The following is a 16,170-nucleotide window of genomic DNA, read 5'->3' as shown; positions in this document are numbered from 1 at the left end:
TCTGTAAAAAAAATAGCGGGGGCTGGATTCGAACCAGCGACCTTTGGGTTATGAGCCCAATGAGCTACCGCTGCTCCACCCCGCGATCGATTCTTATTATACAGAAAAATATTCTTTTGTCAATACAACGTTGCAAGAGATAAAGTAAATTTATATATTTCCACGTCGCACACGTCGCTCATAATTTAACCAGATGCTTTTCAAAATCAACAACTACATACTTTTTACCCTTTTTAATTATCTTATGTCCTTCTTTTTCCAGAAGTTTCTTTTGCGCCGTTACTCCACCGGGGTATTTTTCGTTTATCACACCGCCGGCTTTCAGCGTCCGCCAATAAGGAGTAATCTTCTTCTTTCCCTCTTTCGCTTCTTCATCTGCCGCACCGGCTGCGATTCTTGCGAAGATTCCACAGGTGATCGGACAGCCTATCGTCGCTTTGTGTCTCTGGGCGACGATTTCACGAATCTGGTTAATCGTAATTAATTTTCCTTGTGGAACTTTTTTCATTATCTCATCCACTTCTTTGGGGGCGGGGATCACCACGGTGTCACCGGATTTTGTCCCCCATCTACCCGCCATCTTCGGTGTTATTTTTTCAACGCGTGGAAGATCTTTGCTGCCAGCCAGTTTTTCACGCCAGGTTTTGCGTTTTTTAGCCATGGTTTCTTACCTCCACATCTGCTTATTCTATATCACTATAATAAATTTCAATGATTTGTCAAGCTGCGAAAGGAATATTAAACGATCCACCGGCTATTCATCCAATCTCTGGTCGCGTCGGAACTGGAGATCGAGTTCTTCTTCCTGGTCGATGAATCCCTGGTTCGGGAAAAAATCCATATGCACAACAGCCGATTTATAGAGCAGGGCAGAGCCTTTACCAAAATCAGATTCGACTTTGATAAGACTACCCAGGCCCGGGGTGCCCGTTGATATATAATCAGCGTGCTTAAGGGACTCAAGGAATTTTTTGATATCTTCTTTTGATAAATTCCCTTTTTCTCCCTCAAGTGCATCCATTGCATATGACTTCACCAGTTTCTTCCATAGTTTTTTCAGCAATCCGTTATTGGCGAACATATCGAAACAGATTATTCTGTCACCGGTTGTAACAACGACTCCGATTGTGGAACTTGATAAAGCCGGAACCTTTTCGAATTTTTTGACATATTCGTCGAGCTTTTTCTTGATTTCTGCATCCTCGTAGTTCGCTCTTACAGTACCGGTTCCTGATGCGATTCCCATTCTGGTTTGGCTTGCGCTTATTTCATCCCAGACCTCGGCTTGACTTTCAGATAGTTTCGCTTTCTGACGCAGGGCATTGGGTACAATGAGTTTTTCTGATTTGAATTCTGGTGTTACCTGGGTCCATCTGCCGTGTTCAACACAATATACCGGTACCTGTATCCATCCGCTGTTTGCTGGCAGCAGGATATCATGATTGATCATCCGATCCTGTTTTGCACCGCTGATTATTTCGCCGGTCATAAGAAAAACCATCTTTTTACCGTTGTTCTTTACTTCGACATAATTTACTTCTCCAGTACCGCGTTCTTTGATCTTTATCCATCCCTTGTCAGTCGCCTGGTCAAGGGTTACATAACTCTGGATCGACAGGGATTTTTTTGATTTGAGAGGAAAGAGCGTCAAATTTTCATATTCAATCGGTTTGCCGATTTCAACGGCATTGAGATATTTATCGACGGTCGTTTCTCCAGCTCCACTGGCAGAGAAGAGAAACAGCCCCAGGAGAATCAACAGCATGCGTTTCATTCTTACCTCCTTTACTTAATTATACAAAGAAATCGAAGAAATATTCCAATACTCAGTTTTGTATTTTCTCAGGGGTTGACTTTCAGTGATATAAAGGTAGAATCTATATATAGACAAAACTAAACAAAGGAGCTTGAATGAAGAATTTAATATTGTCCACTATCATAATATTATCGACTCCGGTTCTCTATGCTGATACGGAAGTCCCAAGACTTGTAGTTACCGGCATTATTCCAGGGTCTGCGGCACAACAAGCCGGGATCAGAGAAGGAGATATTGTACTTGAATATAATGGTAAACCCACGCATACACCAAATCAAATCCTTACGCTCGAAGCCGTGGTCGAAAAAGAATCTGTAGATGTCGTTATCCTCAGGGATAATAAGAATATAAGCTATAAACTGCCGAAAGGGCAGATGGGGGTTTATTTGAAAGAACTGCTACCTGATATTAAATATAAGAAAGATGCCGTAATACTCAGAGGTATCCCGAAGCTCGACTGGTCGACGGGAAAGTATTGTAGTTTCCATGCCAGCTTGGAGATCATCGCACAGCATCTTGGGATTGAAAAAGATTATCTCTATATCAGCGGGGTGTCGGGAACTGTATTTCGACTTCAATTCCATGAAAATTGGTGTCCGAGTTCACCGGACCCGGGCTGCGGCTACAGAGCGGATGAAGTTGCGTTCGATGCTCTTGGATTAAAGTACCACACCAAATATGTTCCGAAGGATGACACGGCGGGACAGAAAGCATTCTTAAAAGAAATCATGGACAGTATCGACGAAGGGATGCCGATTATGGCCGTGGAACTCATTGATGTTCCTGAATGGGGTATTATCACAGGATATCAAAGCGGTGGTGAAGAATTAATATGTCGAACCTATTTTGATCGAAGAGATGGTTATGACATCGCTGATAAGTTTCCCTGGCTTGTATACTTTATTGATGGTAAAGGGGATATGCCCAGGGATCTTGAAAACCATATGCGTTCTTTTGCCGTCGCTTTTGAAAATCTTACGACCGAAAGCTACGGTCTTTATCGATCCGGAATCGCGGCATTTGACTGTTGGTTAAATCGTTTGCAAACAGACGATTTTGAAACAATGGACAATGATGGTTTCATGACGGCCTGTCAGGCGAACGCCTGGATCTATGAGCGGTTGATTGAAGATCGAACGCTTGCAGTTGAGTATCTTAAGAAAATCAAATCCACATTCCCTGAATTGAGTGATAAACTCAATGAACTCGCCGGCATATATCAGAAAGAGGTGGAAATTTTAAAACCGGCTCAAGAGGTTGTTATTTACAACTTTACTCTGAAAGACCGCGGTGACTGGTCGGACAGAATGCGCAGGGAAGAAGTGATCCGTTTGACAGAAGCGAGGGAGCAGGAAATAAAGGCACTCAAAATCTGGCGCGATATAGTTCCTTAATTATGAAAAATTCGCTCCATAACGAATGCCAGAAAGAGCGCCGTCTGGTTACAATCCTTTTTGCGGACCTTTCTGGTTTTACCGCTCTTTCTGAAAATCTTGATCCCGAAGAACTTAATGAAGCACTTAATATTTGTTTTGAGATCCTCAATCGTATTATCTCTAAATACGGTGGGACGATTCACAAGTATGAAGGTGATTCCGTTCTAGCGGTATTTGGTTTACCTCAGGCACATGAAGATGACCCTGAACGGGGAGTGAAAACGGCTCTGGAAATGATGGAGCGCATTCCAGAGATCAATAAGGCATTGGGAATGAAGCTGAAGGCCGATTGTGATCTCGGGCTCCATATAGGTATAAATCTCGGAACGGTATTCGCCGGTACTATTGGCTCCAGAGAAAAAAAAGAATATACTATCATCGGTGAGGCAGTCAATATGGCCTCGCGTCTTATGGATGCAGCGGATGATCGGGAAATATTGGTTTCCGGGCGGGTCTTTCGGCAGACGCGTTACCTATTTGAATACCAACCCCTGAAGCCGATTCATGTGAAGGGTATCAGTAGACCGGTTCAGATATTCAGGCCTCTGAAGATAAAGGATAAAGCAGATCCCAAGCGGGGTATCGAAGGATTTGAGTCGGTTATGGTCGGTAGGGATAAAGAGCTGGCGCTACTCCATAATAAGGCGCAGCTTCTTTATCAGCAGAAAAAGGGGGGTGTTGTCTTTGTCCTCGGTGAAGCGGGTATCGGGAAGTCACGACTTTACAACGAACTAAAAAGGCGGATTATTTCCGAAACTATACCTGTAAAGATTATTGAAGGACGCTGCCTTTCATACGGCGAGATGATCACTTATCATCCCATTCTGCAAATCATAAAGCAACTTTTTCATATTTCGGATAAGGATACGATGGATATCATTAAACAGAAAGTTCTGAGTGTATGTAAAAAACTTCTTCCCCACAAAGATCAAGAAGTTGTGCCTTACATTCTATATTTACTTTCAATTCCTTTGCCTAAAGAATTCAGCGAGAAGGTCAAACATCTCGATGCTGAGGGGTTGAATCTGCAGATGTTTGTCGCTTTGAAGATTCTGCTGCATATGGCGGCGAAAAAGACGCCGCTTCTTGTGATCATTGAAGATTACCACTGGATAGATGATGCCTCACTTGATTTTCTTAAGTTCATCTTTGATACCACCGAGAACGAACCAATACTTCTGTTGTGTCTTTCCCGTTTCACGAAGGAAACGCATGGATATGAAGTGAAGGAGTTTTTTCGCAAAAGATTGGGGAGTGATTTTACTGAAATTGAACTGCATGTACTCAGCGATGAAGTAAGTCAGCAGCTTACAGATAATCTACTTAAGGTTTCCGGACTTTCTGAAGAGGTACAGAGAAAGATCCTTGATAAAGCAGAGGGGAATCCGCTTTTCCTTGAGGAGATTATTCGTTCACTTATTGACAGAGGTCTTCTGATTCGTGAATCCGGCACCTGGAAAGCGAGTGATGATCTCGATATTGATTGGATACCTGATTCGATTCAGGAAATCATCGCTACTCGAATTGACAACCTTGAACCTAATCTTAAAGTGATACTCCAGAAAGCGGCTGTCATCGGAAGGAATTTTCTGGTGCATTTACTCGAATGTTTAACAGGAATCGATAGTTTGATGATGAGTGTTCATCTGGCGACCCTTGAAGAACTGGAATATATTCGTTTATTAACAAAGGAACCGCAGCTGGAGTATACTTTTAAACACCCATTGGTTCGGGAAGTCGTTTACAACAGTCTACCGAAAAAAGAACGACGGGAATTACATGGTCAAATAGCAGAAATCATGGAAGAGATATTAGTTGACCGTCTTGATGAATTCACTGATTTTCTTGCCCTCCATTATGCAAACAGCGATGAAAAAGAGAAGGCTATCGTCTGGTTGGAGAAAGCAGGTTTTCGTGCCAAAGAGCAGTATGCCAATAAAGAGGCGGTTAAATATTTTGAAAAAGTTATTTCTCTCTTTAACAGATTTCCTGAAGTCAGTACACAAGATAAAATGATACAGGTGAGAGCATATGAAGCATTGGGAGATGTTAATGCAATACGCGGTGCATATGAGGCAGCGATTAATGCTTATGCATCAATAATTAATAAAAGTGAAAATTTGATTTTGCGCGCCAGGGCGCAACGAAAGACAGCCAGAGTTTATTGGCACCAGAGTAACTTCACTGAGGCGTTAGATTTTCTGGACAAAAGTTTAGAAATTTTATCGGATGACTCTGACGACGCCCTCCTTGAACAGGCCGAGGTCTATTTACTGCGTGGCGCCGTGTATGAAGTCCAGGGGGCCATGGAAGAAGCCCGGAAATCAGTCGAAAAAACATTGAATATCATTGAGAGAATCTCTGAAGATGAACGCGTGAAAAAGATAAGGGCCAAGGCATATATCAGCCTGGCCGGCATATTCCGCAATCATGGTGATTACGATAAGGCTATTAAAAGATATGAACAGAGTAGGGTGTTACTTGAAGAGTTGAATGACAAACAGGTTATCGGAAACGTTATGTATCTATTGGGGATTGTATATCATATGAAAGGTGATTATAAAAAGGCGATTGAATTGAATGAACAGAGCAGGATGATTCTCGAACAGATCGGTGATAAAAAGAATATCGGCCGTACATATACTAACCTCGGAATTATGTATTCATATCTTGAGAAAGGTGAAAAGGTATTAGATTTTCATCGAAAGGCGTTGCAAATTAGTCTGGAGATCGGAGACAGACGCGGTGAAGGATTTGCATACAGCAACCTGGCGATATTTTACCTGAACACGGATGAATACGAAATGGCACGCAAGTATTTTTACAAATATTTGGAAATCGCTGAGAGCATAGGTGACAAAACGAGCATCAGTGCTGCCCTTGGTAATCTCGCAATTCTCTATTTGAGAATTAAAGAATATGATAAAGCAGAACAGCATCTATTGCGTGCAGAAAAGATTATTAAAGAATTAGGGAACAAACAGTTGTTGGCGACAGCATATAATTACCTCGCTGAAATAAAGCGTTTGAAACATGAACGACCTGAGAATGCACTTGAGTACCTGAATCTCGCATGGGATTTGGCGCAGGGAACAGGTAACAAGGCGGGGCAAGCGGATTGTGCTTTGAATTTTGCGAAGTTATACGCCGGTATAGGAAAATTGAAGAAAGCCGAAGAGTATATGGAAAAAGCCGATGAATTGTTTGTCGACCTCGGACGGATCAGATTGCTTCAGGATGCATATTACAACTATGCAGAGATATTGAAGGAGATCGGTGAGAAAAAGCTTGCGGCGGCATATAGAAAAAAAGCAGAAGCGCTTGCCAGAAAATCTAAATAGAAGATATATTCATTTTTACATCAGAACTTCTTGACACCATAAATATTTTTACTATAATCTAATTTAGGAAGCAGAACAATCTGAAAGGAGGAAGAATGAGAAGTGTGAAGATGTATATGCTATTGCCCATCGTTTTGATCGTTACCGCCGGTTTTTCACTGACGATCAAGAAGGCAGATACTCAGCCATGCCGGGGTATTGTCGGAAACGAACCATTGATTGCAAAGGAAATTATTCCGTATCTCGGCGGTCGTGGTCCCGGTGATCAGATCGGCACAACCGCCTATGATTATCAGGCAAACGGTGGTTTCGGTCAGAGGTTTGTAGTTGATGATTATGGACAGGCGCACATCGACTGGATGTGGCAGGATTATCCAGGGCAGACAATGAGATATTGCGCCTGGAACGCCCGTTTTTCAGACGGTTCGTATTATGGAGAGACTCAGGCATCAAATTCCTGGAGCGGTTATGTACAGCTTGATGTGACACAGGACGCCAATCCCGATAATCAGAGAACCGCCATCGCATATCACTTTGATCCCGGTACGGGTTATTATTCGTGGGTTGACATCGACGGTGGAAATCTCTGGGGCATCTGGCCCAATAATCCTGTGTCGCCGCAGATCGCCGATCATATCTGGCCTTATGTTGCACTTGCGGGAAACAATAATATCATCCTTGTTTCCCACGGCTATCCCGTGCCCGGAGATAATCATATTTATGTTGATGTGACCACTGATGGGGGTAGTTCCTGGACCACGGTTGCAAGTATTGATTCCTGTGCTACAATTTCCCAGTTTGTACGTGCTTCAAGGAATTCCGGTTCACAAAAAGTTGTTGTGTGCTGGACAAAATTCATCACGGATTCAATCGCCAGCGGCCAGCTTGACAACAATATCTGGTATATGCTTTCGACCGACGGCGGTGCGACCTGGGGAGCACCGGTCAATGTGACCGATTATCAACCGGCTGACACAGTACGCGCCTATACAGATGTTAATGCGATCTTTGATGCAAATGACAATCTGCATATTGTATGGAGCGGCCGCAAGGTCGACGCCGGTGGTTATTATGTCGCCTCAAAGATTTTCCACTGGGATGAGGTATCAGGAAATATCACGGTCGTGAACAGCCCGAGCACTTATTATACAGAACCCGGCGGTTGGTGGATCGCGACGGCATCCAGTCCTCAGCCCGGAGGTTGGAGATTGCCGGCAGACCAGCCTCAACTTGTCGTTGATCTGACTGACAACACCCTTTATTGTCTGTGGCAGGGTAATGACGATTATAATGACGGTTCTGCCGCTGGTTTCTTCAACGGTGAATTTTTCGGTTCGGTCTCATTCGACGGCGGAGCCACGTGGTCGGATTATGTGAATCTGACCAATACCCGTTCTCCCGGTGCTGGTGCCGGTGCCTGTGATGATGAAGATTATATGACCGCCTGTCCTTATGTGGTTAATGACAGTATCTTCTTGACCTATATCGAGGATAAGGACGCCGGTGGAGTACCGCAGAATGAAGGTACCGTGACTGAGAATCCGGTGCGTTGCTGGGTTATGCCGACGTTTGGTATCCAGGAACATAAGACAGAAGTACCGGATATGATGAGCATGGTTGTCCTTCCTAATCCTGTCCAGCATAATGCCTTGATCAATTACACTTTGACAAAAGAAACAGCGGTTTCCTTGAAGGTGTTCGATGCATCGGGCAGGGTGGTGAAAGATTTTGGTACCGGGCAGAAGACCCGTGGAACTTACAGTGTGAATATGGAGACAAACAGCCTTGCAAACGGAACCTATTTCGCTGTTCTTGATTTGAACGGTGAGACGATCAGTCGGACTTTTATTGTTCTACACTGAGAACCGGTGCGGATTTTTACGAAAGGCGGGCACAGCCCGCCTTTCGTATTTATTACTTATTTATGGTTGACATTAAAGACATTTTGACTATAATAGCGAATGGAACTTTCAGTTAATGTCGACCATATTGCAACTTTAAGAGAGGCACGGAAAGAAAATATTCCGGATCCGGTGTACGCCGCCGTTGAAGCGGAACTCGGCGGTGCTGATGGTGTTACAGTGCATCTGCGCGGCGACCGACGTCATATTAAAGAACGCGATCTGGAATTAATAAAGAAGATCATCAAGACCGAGGTGACACTGGAAATGGCGGTTGATCGGGAAATGGCGGAACTGGCGGCGAGGATTAAGCCGGATTACATAACCCTTGTCCCTGAGTCACCCGGTGAGGTTACAACCCAGGGTGGTCTGAATCTTCTTAATATCAAAGAGGATTTAAAACTTTTTATCTCCAATTTAAAAGAACATGGTATTACAGTCGGTATCTTTGTTGACCCTGATATCGAACAGGTAAAAGAGGCTGCAAGAATCGGTGCACAGTATATCGAAATCAATACCAGTGAATATTCAAGGTTGAAGACCAGAGAGATCAGGAATGAGTTGATAAGGATCGCCCGCGTTGCCAAAGCGGGAAAACGCGAGAATCTGATGGTTCACGCCGGTCACGGCCTTGATTATCGGAATATTCAACCGTTGTTGACCGTTTCTGAAATAACCGGTTATTCGATAGGTTTCGCAATTGTTGCACGGGCTGTCTTTGTGGGATTGAGACAGGCGACAAACGAGATGGTCAGACTTATAAAAGGAGCAAGATGAGAAATATTGGGATAAGAATAGGGATTGTAATTTTTGTAATTCTCCTCGGTATTTATGCAATCTACCCCACGGTCCGATTATATACAGATAAAAATCTGTCAAAGAGTGATGAAATCGCCCTGTCGAAAAGGGCGATACATCTGGGACTCGACCTTAAGGGTGGAATGCATCTTGTTCTGGAACTGGATACCACGGGCATCAAGGAAAATCCTCAGGATTTAAGGGATCGAGCCTTTGAAATCATAAAGAATCGAATTGATGAATTCGGTGTTTATGAGCCCGTGGTAGAGAAACAGTCAGGAGGAAGGATACTTGTTCAACTTCCAGGCGTTGACCGTGATCGCGCGGTAAGCCTTATTGAAAAGGTCGCCCACCTTGAATTCAGGATTGTAGCCGACGACCAGAAAGAACAGGTTATCGAGAAGATGGATAAATTCTTACAGGGGGAAGATTCACTCGCTTTTGAGGAACCTTTTTCTTCTTATCTCATCGGTGTGGACAGAGTGGATATCGGTATAGATGTCCGCGATGAAGATTCGGTGAAGGCGTTGCTCGCAAAGGCACAGGAGGTTATACCCGAAGACTTAGAGTTTCTGTTCGGACCGAAAGAAGTCGTTCAGGGTAGAGAGGTTAAGAAAATTTATCTGATGAAGAAGAAAGCCGAACTTACCGGTGAGGCGATCCGTGACGCACGCCATCAACCGAGCTCAGGTCGTGATCTTCAACATCTGGGTTCCTGGCAGATAAGTCTTGAATTCAAAAGAGAAGCCGCAAGAAAATTTGCGTCAATTACGGGTAAGAATATAAATAAACGTCTGGCGATCATCCTTGATAATGTGGTGCAGTCAGCTCCTTTTATCCAGGAAAGAATACCTCATGGGCGTGCGGTGATTACAGGCACATTCACGGCTGAACAGGCAAGGGATTTAGCGATTGTACTCAGGGCAGGTGCCCTTCCCGCCCCATTGAAGATCGTTGAGGAAAGGACAGTGGGTCCAAGTCTTGGTCGGGATTCAATTGAGAGCGGTATTCGGGCGGTGCTGATCGGCGGCGCCCTGGTTATTCTCTTTATGCTGATATATTATTCGTTTTCAGGTTTTGTCGCGGATATCGCCCTCTTTTTAAACCTCTTTTTCTTGATCGCCATCCTGAGCGCATTCAGAGGCAGTTTGACCATGCCCGGTATCGCGGGTATCGCGTTGACCATCGGTATGGCGGTTGACGCCAATGTTTTAATCTTCGAACGGATCCGCGAAGAGTTAAAAGTGGGGAAAACCACCCGTACGGCGATCGATCAGGGGTTCGCACGTGCCTGGATTACAATATTTGATTCCAATGTCACAACGATAATCATCGGTGTCATACTCTTTCTTTTCGGAAGCGGTCCGATCAAAGGTTTTGCCTTGACACTTACTATCGGTCTTATCAGCAACCTCTTTTCCGCGGTATTCGTCAGTAAGGTGATATTCAATTATTTCGTGTATAAATTCGAAGTACAGAGACTGAGGATCTGAAAGATGGTAGAGATAATAAAAAATCCGAATATTGATTTCATCGGTAAAAGAAAGTTTGGATTCATTTTTTCCGCTGTTCTGCTTGTTGTAGCTGTTCTAATTATCTTCATAAAGGGTCCGAATTTCGGTATCGACTTCACGGGTGGTGTTCTTCTTCAGATAAAATTCGATAAACCTATCTCCACCGCCGACTTAAGAAATTCTCTTGCAAAATTAGGGACTGAAAATGCGATGATTCAATCGCTGGGGGCGGAGAATCGGGAATATATCATCCGTGCTGCGGAAAAGAACCCGGTGGAATTCGCCAGGGCGCTCAAAGAGATTCTGGCCGCCGATTTTCCTGACAACAAACGTGAGTTTCTGCGGGAAGAGACGGTTGAACCGAAGATAGGAAAGGAATTACTTGTTAAAACACTCTGGTCGATCATCGTCGCATTGGTTTTGATTCTCATTTATGTCTCTTTCAGATTCGACTATCGTTTCGGCACTGCGGCGGTCATCGCTCTGTTCCATGACGCAATAATCACCATCGGTGTTCTCGTTCTCACCCAGAAGGAGTTTTCAATCGTAATCGTCGGTGCGCTTCTGACCATAATCGGTTATTCCATAAATGATTCGATCGTCATCTCCGACAGGATAAGGGAAAAATACAAGAAGATGCGCAAAGAGCCGTATAATACCGTGTTGAACACCGGTCTGAATGAGGTTCTTTCAAGGACAGTACTGACCGTAGGCACGACTTTACTTGCCGTCCTCGCACTGTTGATCTTCGGTGGTGCGGTCATTGCTGATTTCGCCTTTACTCTGCTCGTCGGATTCCTGATCGGTACTTATTCATCGATATTTATCGTGGCTAATATCGTTTCAGTCTGGGAAGAGAAATTTCCAAAGAAGAAAAAATAGATTTTTTTAAGAAGATAGTCGCGACGGGGTTTTATACAGGATACATCCCCATAGCTCCAGCCACATTTTCCTGCGCAATAAGTATAATAATCTGGTACTTTCTGTTTCCCTATAAGATTATTTATATCGCGGTCACCGCTGTCTTTCTTTTTGCAGGTGTAATTCTCTCCGACAGCCTTACCGGAGAATGGGGACGGGATCCCCGTATGATTGTCATTGATGAGTACGCCTGTTTTCTTATTCCTCTCTATTTCACGCCCCGAAGATTTTTGCCTCTGGTGCTGAGCTTTATCCTCTTCAGAATTTTTGATATAATTAAACCTCCACCTTTAAGACGGCTGGAAAAAGCGCCCGGAGGATGGGGGATAATGTTTGATGATTTCGGAGCGGCGGTTTATACCACGGTAATCGTCGTGATTTTAAGATTGTTCATCCGGATATGAATATAAACGAGTTATCAGAGCGGGTCGGTAAAAAGCTCATTTCGAAGAGATTAACACTCGGTATCTGCGAATCCTGCACCGGCGGTATGCTGGGAAGTATTATTACGGCTGTTCCGGGAAGCTCAAGATATTTTCAGGGCGGGGTGATTGCATATTCCAATTTGATAAAAGAAAAGGTCGTTGGAGTACGAAGAACTGTTTTACGGAAATTCGGTGCGGTGAGCGCTGAGACGGCGGAAGAGATGGCAAGAGGGGGGCGGCGAAGGTTGAAATCAAAGATTGGAGTCGGTATTACAGGAATCGCCGGACCGACCGGCGGTACGAAAGATAAACCAGTCGGACTTGTTTACATCGGTATTGCAATAGGTGGAAGATGTTCTGTAAAGAAATTTCTGTTCAAGGGAAACCGTAACACAGTCAGAAAAAACGCCTGTAAGGAAGCACTGATTTTTCTGAACGACCTGCTGTCAAAGAGAGGACGGCGATGAGATTGTTCTTTGCTGTTGAAGTTCCCCATGGCGTGAGGAAAAGGATTGATGAATTACTTGCTGCGGAGCGAAGAAAAGGTTTACCCATTAAATGGGTTAAGTTCGAAAATCTCCACATTACACTTAAATTTCTCGGTGAAACCAGTGAAGAGAAGAGACGACAGATAACACCCGTTGTAGAGAAAATCGCCGGGAAACACACGGACTTCCAGCTCAATCTGGAAAATTTCGGCTGCTTCCCTGATATCCGAAATCCGAGGGTGGTGTGGATCGGTGTCGGGCAGGGAGCGGATGAACTTAAAACCATCGCCGGAGATTTGGAAGAAGAATTGGTTCATTTCGGTTTTAAAAAAGAAAGGCGCTTCCACGCCCATCTTACGATAGGCCGGGTTAAAAAGCGATGTAAACTGGATGACCTCATCGCCGGAGAGTTCAAAACCGATCCGTTCAGGATTAAGGAGTTTGTGCTTTTTAAATCCACCCTTACACCGGAAGGCCCGGTGTATGAGATATTACAAAAGTTTACCCTCAAACAAAAAGATTAAAAAGAAACGACTGTCTGCTTTGAAATCGATCTTAAGGCATATATGTTTTTTTGATATGAAATATCGCCCTGAAAATGTTGTGGTATGCATCGGGGTTGCCTTTTTCGAGTCTTTTAAGAAATCGTCTTATCGTTTCACGCTTCGAGTTCTTGTAAAAAGGGCATACGTTACCCGCAACCGGGAGCTTGTAGATTCTGACCAGGGCCTCTAAAATTCCTTTGTCGAGGTAGTACAGCGGCCGTATGAAAAAGAACCTGCCCTGGATCACCGACTGCTTCGGAACCAAAGTCGATATTTCACCGTTGTAGATCATATTCAAAAGCATGGTTTCAGCAGCGTCTTCTTTGTGGTGGGCAAGGGCGACCTGAAAGATGTTGAGTCGATCGGCTGTTTCCAGGAGTCTTTTTCTTCGTTCACGAGAGCAGAAAAAACATTTATTCGGAAGTGCTTTTATTTTTTGATAGATGGTCGTCCTGACCATTGTATGGCGTATATTGTGGTCCTTGAATATTTTTTTTAGTGACGTTGCATCCCAACCCGGAAATTGAGGATTCACATGACAAGCATGTATCTCCCACTTCTGGTTGTATCGCCGGTTATATTCTGTCAACAGCAGAAGCAGAGAGATACTGTCGATACCGCCTGACACACCGATCAAAACCCGGGAATTCTTTTCAAGAAAATGATGGCGTTCTATCGCCTGTCTTATTAATGTAAGGCAGGTATTGACTATATTTCTGCCTTCGGTTTTATCAAACAGCAATTATCTGAGTACGATAAGTTGCCTTATTGCAACACCCTTGTTCGATTCAAGACGGTAAAAATAGATTCCATTGGGCACCAGGTTTCCGTTTTCGTCGTCAGCCCGCCAGACAGCTCTATGAGTACCTTTGGAATAACGTCCACTGGCGATGACCTTGACCGGTTCTCCGATCAAATTGTAGATCGTGAGGGTCAGATTCAGGGGTTGATTTATGCTGAACTCGATCTCCGTGTAGTTGTCAACAGGATTCGGCTGATTGTTGTTCAGCACGATTATCTCCCGGCTGTCATTTTTTTGTATGCCCGTGAGAATTTTCAAGGAATTCAATCGCCTGTTGAAAATAACGACATTGTTGTTTGTCGGATCCGTAAGTATCTTTGAGTTCATCGGGACATTATCGATGGATATTTTCTTCCGGTACTTACCGTTCGGTTGTAATACAACGATGGAGTCGGAAAAGAGGATGTAGAGATTACCGTTTCGGTCGGCGGTAAAGTCGAGTATACCGCTTGATGTGCTGTAGAGCGGATTTTCAGTATAGGCATCAGGATTGGTGAATGTTCCGCCGGCCCAGGCGGAGATGCGGTTATTGGACAGGGTATAGAAAGGAGTTTGTGAATTTCCATAATCACCGGTGGGGATCATACTTATCTTTTCCGCCACGGTGTTTATTGAGCCGACCCGGTTGTCGTTTAGGATGAAAGACAAGCGATTGGCTTCACGGATTACAAGGAAGGGTTTTTCTTCAACGGGCACGACGACTATCTGGTTGGTTATATTTAAGGACGTGTTGAGAGCACGTTTCATCTCTTCCTTGACGAGATCGAGGGAGTATAAGCGGTTGGCTTGGTCAATGATATAGACCGTGTTGTCATAGACGGCGAGCACCTTACCGTTTTCAAAATCCCTGATATAAAACGGAGCATCCGCAGCCGTTTCATATTTAAGGATAGAAGATGAGGAGAGAATCCACAGCTCTCCTGTGTTGCTTATAGCCAGGTCATTGACCTGGAGTCCCTTAGGTAAGGTAAATTCCTTGCTCTGGTGCCATTCGCCAAGGGCGATGCAAATAAAACAAAAGAACACGATTAATTTTTTCATAGACCTCCTTGTTGCTATTAACCGTTGTTTTCATATAAGATATTATATACGTATTCTGAAACTTGTCAAGGCCGAAAGCTGGGGTCAAATCTTTACATTGTACATTGACATCAACCGTAAAATGGTTATATTGAGTTTATGGCGAGATCTTTAAGAATTCAATTCCCGGGTGCGGTGTATTATATCACCTGCCGGGGAATGGAACGGCGGAGGATATTCCTTGATGACAGAGACCGTTCCAGATTTCTCGAATTACTCCTGGAATCATCAGAAATCTATCAGATCATACCCTTCGCCTACATTATGTTGTCCGATCATTTTCATCTACTGATTCAGACCAGAAGAGCGAATTGTTCTGAATTCATGCGTCACTTTAATATTCGTTACACCAGCTGGTTTAATCGCCGCTATGGCCGGTGCGGCAGTTTATATCAGGGACGGTACCAGGCGTTTCTGGTTGACGCCGATACCTATTTACTTGAAGTTTCCCGATATCTTCATTTGAGTATCGTACGATTGAGAAAAAGATCAGCGGATTATCGTGGACAGTGGCGATATGCAAGACATTACCGCTGGAGCAGTTTAGGTGGTTATCTCAGAAAGCGATATGCACTTTCTTTTATAAATTATGATTTTATTCTGTCGAAGGCCGGCGGCCGGCGGGGCTATCGTAATTTCATGATCGACGGTTTGAAATACGATAAAGGAAATCCTTTTGAGAAGGTGAAGAGTCGATTCATCCTGGGTGACGATAAGTTCGTGGTTTATGCCAAACAGTATTTAAGCTGGGGCGCGCGGCGGGAACAGTCGTTTTCCCGGAATACGACAGCAGCGACTCTGGAACCGACCGCACTTTTCAAGATCTTCCAGCGGGAATACGGCATCAGTAGAGAGTTATTCGAGCAGCGCGGCGCTCATGGTGAGCTTCGGGGGATGGCAGCCGACCTGTTGTACAGGTACTGTGGACTCACTCAGGTTCAGATAGGAAGTTTGTTGGGAAGGATTGATTATGTTTCGGTGCATCAATTACGCCGGCGCTTGAAGGAGAAGATGGTTGAAGACATAGAGTTGAAAAAACGTTATGAGAAGATCGAATCGAAGATCAAAGCGATATGTGTAATATAAAAATTTAAACCCAGAGG

14 protein-coding genes and 1 tRNA gene are annotated in these 16,170 nt (G+C 44.2%); 10 read left to right on the top strand and 5 right to left on the bottom strand.

The genetic code is table 11. The features are described 5' to 3' along the window. Positions 1-13: 13 nt before the first annotated feature. The 3 genes from ENI34_01890 to ENI34_01880 form a co-directional block, all read right to left on the bottom strand. Positions 14-85, bottom strand: a tRNA-Met gene (locus ENI34_01890). 93 nt (positions 86-178) lie between these two features. Further along, the gene (locus ENI34_01885) at positions 179-661 is read right to left on the bottom strand and encodes a hypothetical protein (GenBank protein ID HEC77879.1); all 483 of its coding nucleotides are present in this window, start codon (positions 659-661) and stop codon (positions 179-181) included. A 93-nt stretch (positions 662-754) separates the two neighbouring features. Beyond that, entirely contained in the window at positions 755-1,774 is a 1,020-nt protein-coding gene (locus ENI34_01880) for a hypothetical protein (GenBank protein ID HEC77878.1), read from the bottom strand. A 137-nt stretch (positions 1,775-1,911) separates the two neighbouring features. Here ENI34_01880 and ENI34_01875 point away from each other — a divergent pair, with 137 nt between their 5' ends. From ENI34_01875 to thpR, 9 genes are all read left to right on the top strand, one after another. Next, positions 1,912-3,210: a hypothetical protein gene (locus ENI34_01875; protein HEC77877.1), complete on the top strand. Its 1,299-nt coding sequence runs from the start codon at positions 1,912-1,914 to the stop codon at positions 3,208-3,210. A 2-nt stretch (positions 3,211-3,212) separates the two neighbouring features. Further along, on the top strand, positions 3,213-6,593 hold the full coding sequence (locus ENI34_01870) for a tetratricopeptide repeat protein (GenBank protein ID HEC77876.1): 3,381 nt from the start codon (positions 3,213-3,215) through the stop codon (positions 6,591-6,593). Between the two features lie 95 nt (positions 6,594-6,688). Further along, entirely contained in the window at positions 6,689-8,455 is a 1,767-nt protein-coding gene (locus tag ENI34_01865; protein ID HEC77875.1) for a T9SS type A sorting domain-containing protein, read from the top strand. Between the two features lie 99 nt (positions 8,456-8,554). Next, complete coding sequence (locus ENI34_01860; protein HEC77874.1) at positions 8,555-9,271, top strand: pyridoxine 5'-phosphate synthase; 717 nt, start codon at positions 8,555-8,557, stop codon at positions 9,269-9,271. Further along, positions 9,268-10,785 carry a protein translocase subunit SecD gene (gene secD / locus ENI34_01855; protein HEC77873.1) on the top strand — a complete coding sequence of 506 codons (1,518 nt, stop codon included), beginning with the start codon at positions 9,268-9,270 and terminating at the stop codon, positions 10,783-10,785. Before ENI34_01860 ends, secD begins: the two co-directional genes overlap by 4 nt. A gap of 3 nt (positions 10,786-10,788) precedes the next feature. Further along, positions 10,789-11,688 (top strand): protein translocase subunit SecF, encoded by a 900-nt coding sequence (secF, locus tag ENI34_01850; protein ID HEC77872.1) that lies wholly within the window; start codon positions 10,789-10,791, stop codon positions 11,686-11,688. After that, positions 11,655-12,131: a phosphatidylglycerophosphatase A gene (locus ENI34_01845; GenBank protein ID HEC77871.1), complete on the top strand. Its 477-nt coding sequence runs from the start codon at positions 11,655-11,657 to the stop codon at positions 12,129-12,131. The genes secF and ENI34_01845 overlap by 34 nt, the downstream gene beginning before the upstream one ends. Further along, positions 12,128-12,619: a CinA family protein gene (locus ENI34_01840; GenBank protein ID HEC77870.1), complete on the top strand. Its 492-nt coding sequence runs from the start codon at positions 12,128-12,130 to the stop codon at positions 12,617-12,619. Before ENI34_01845 ends, ENI34_01840 begins: the two co-directional genes overlap by 4 nt. Continuing rightward, complete coding sequence (gene thpR, locus ENI34_01835; GenBank protein ID HEC77869.1) at positions 12,616-13,164, top strand: RNA 2',3'-cyclic phosphodiesterase; 549 nt, start codon at positions 12,616-12,618, stop codon at positions 13,162-13,164. Before ENI34_01840 ends, thpR begins: the two co-directional genes overlap by 4 nt. 31 nt (positions 13,165-13,195) lie before the next feature. Here thpR and ENI34_01830 read toward each other — a convergent pair whose 3' ends face one another. Both ENI34_01830 and ENI34_01825 read right to left on the bottom strand, forming a co-directional pair. After that, positions 13,196-13,927: a hypothetical protein gene (locus ENI34_01830; GenBank protein HEC77868.1), complete on the bottom strand. Its 732-nt coding sequence runs from the start codon at positions 13,925-13,927 to the stop codon at positions 13,196-13,198. Continuing rightward, the gene (locus tag ENI34_01825) at positions 13,928-15,028 is read right to left on the bottom strand and encodes a T9SS type A sorting domain-containing protein (GenBank protein HEC77867.1); all 1,101 of its coding nucleotides are present in this window, start codon (positions 15,026-15,028) and stop codon (positions 13,928-13,930) included. A gap of 138 nt (positions 15,029-15,166) precedes the next feature. Here ENI34_01825 and ENI34_01820 point away from each other — a divergent pair, with 138 nt between their 5' ends. Further along, positions 15,167-16,153 (top strand): hypothetical protein, encoded by a 987-nt coding sequence (locus ENI34_01820; GenBank protein ID HEC77866.1) that lies wholly within the window; start codon positions 15,167-15,169, stop codon positions 16,151-16,153. Positions 16,154-16,170: the final 17 nt, after the last annotated feature.

Source organism: candidate division WOR-3 bacterium (genome assembly GCA_011052815.1).
GTDB lineage: Bacteria > Hydrothermota > Tepidihabitantia > SM23-42 > SM23-42 > DRIG01.
Note: the sequence above shows the minus strand (reverse complement) of the source record. Positions and strands in the feature narration are given on the sequence as shown.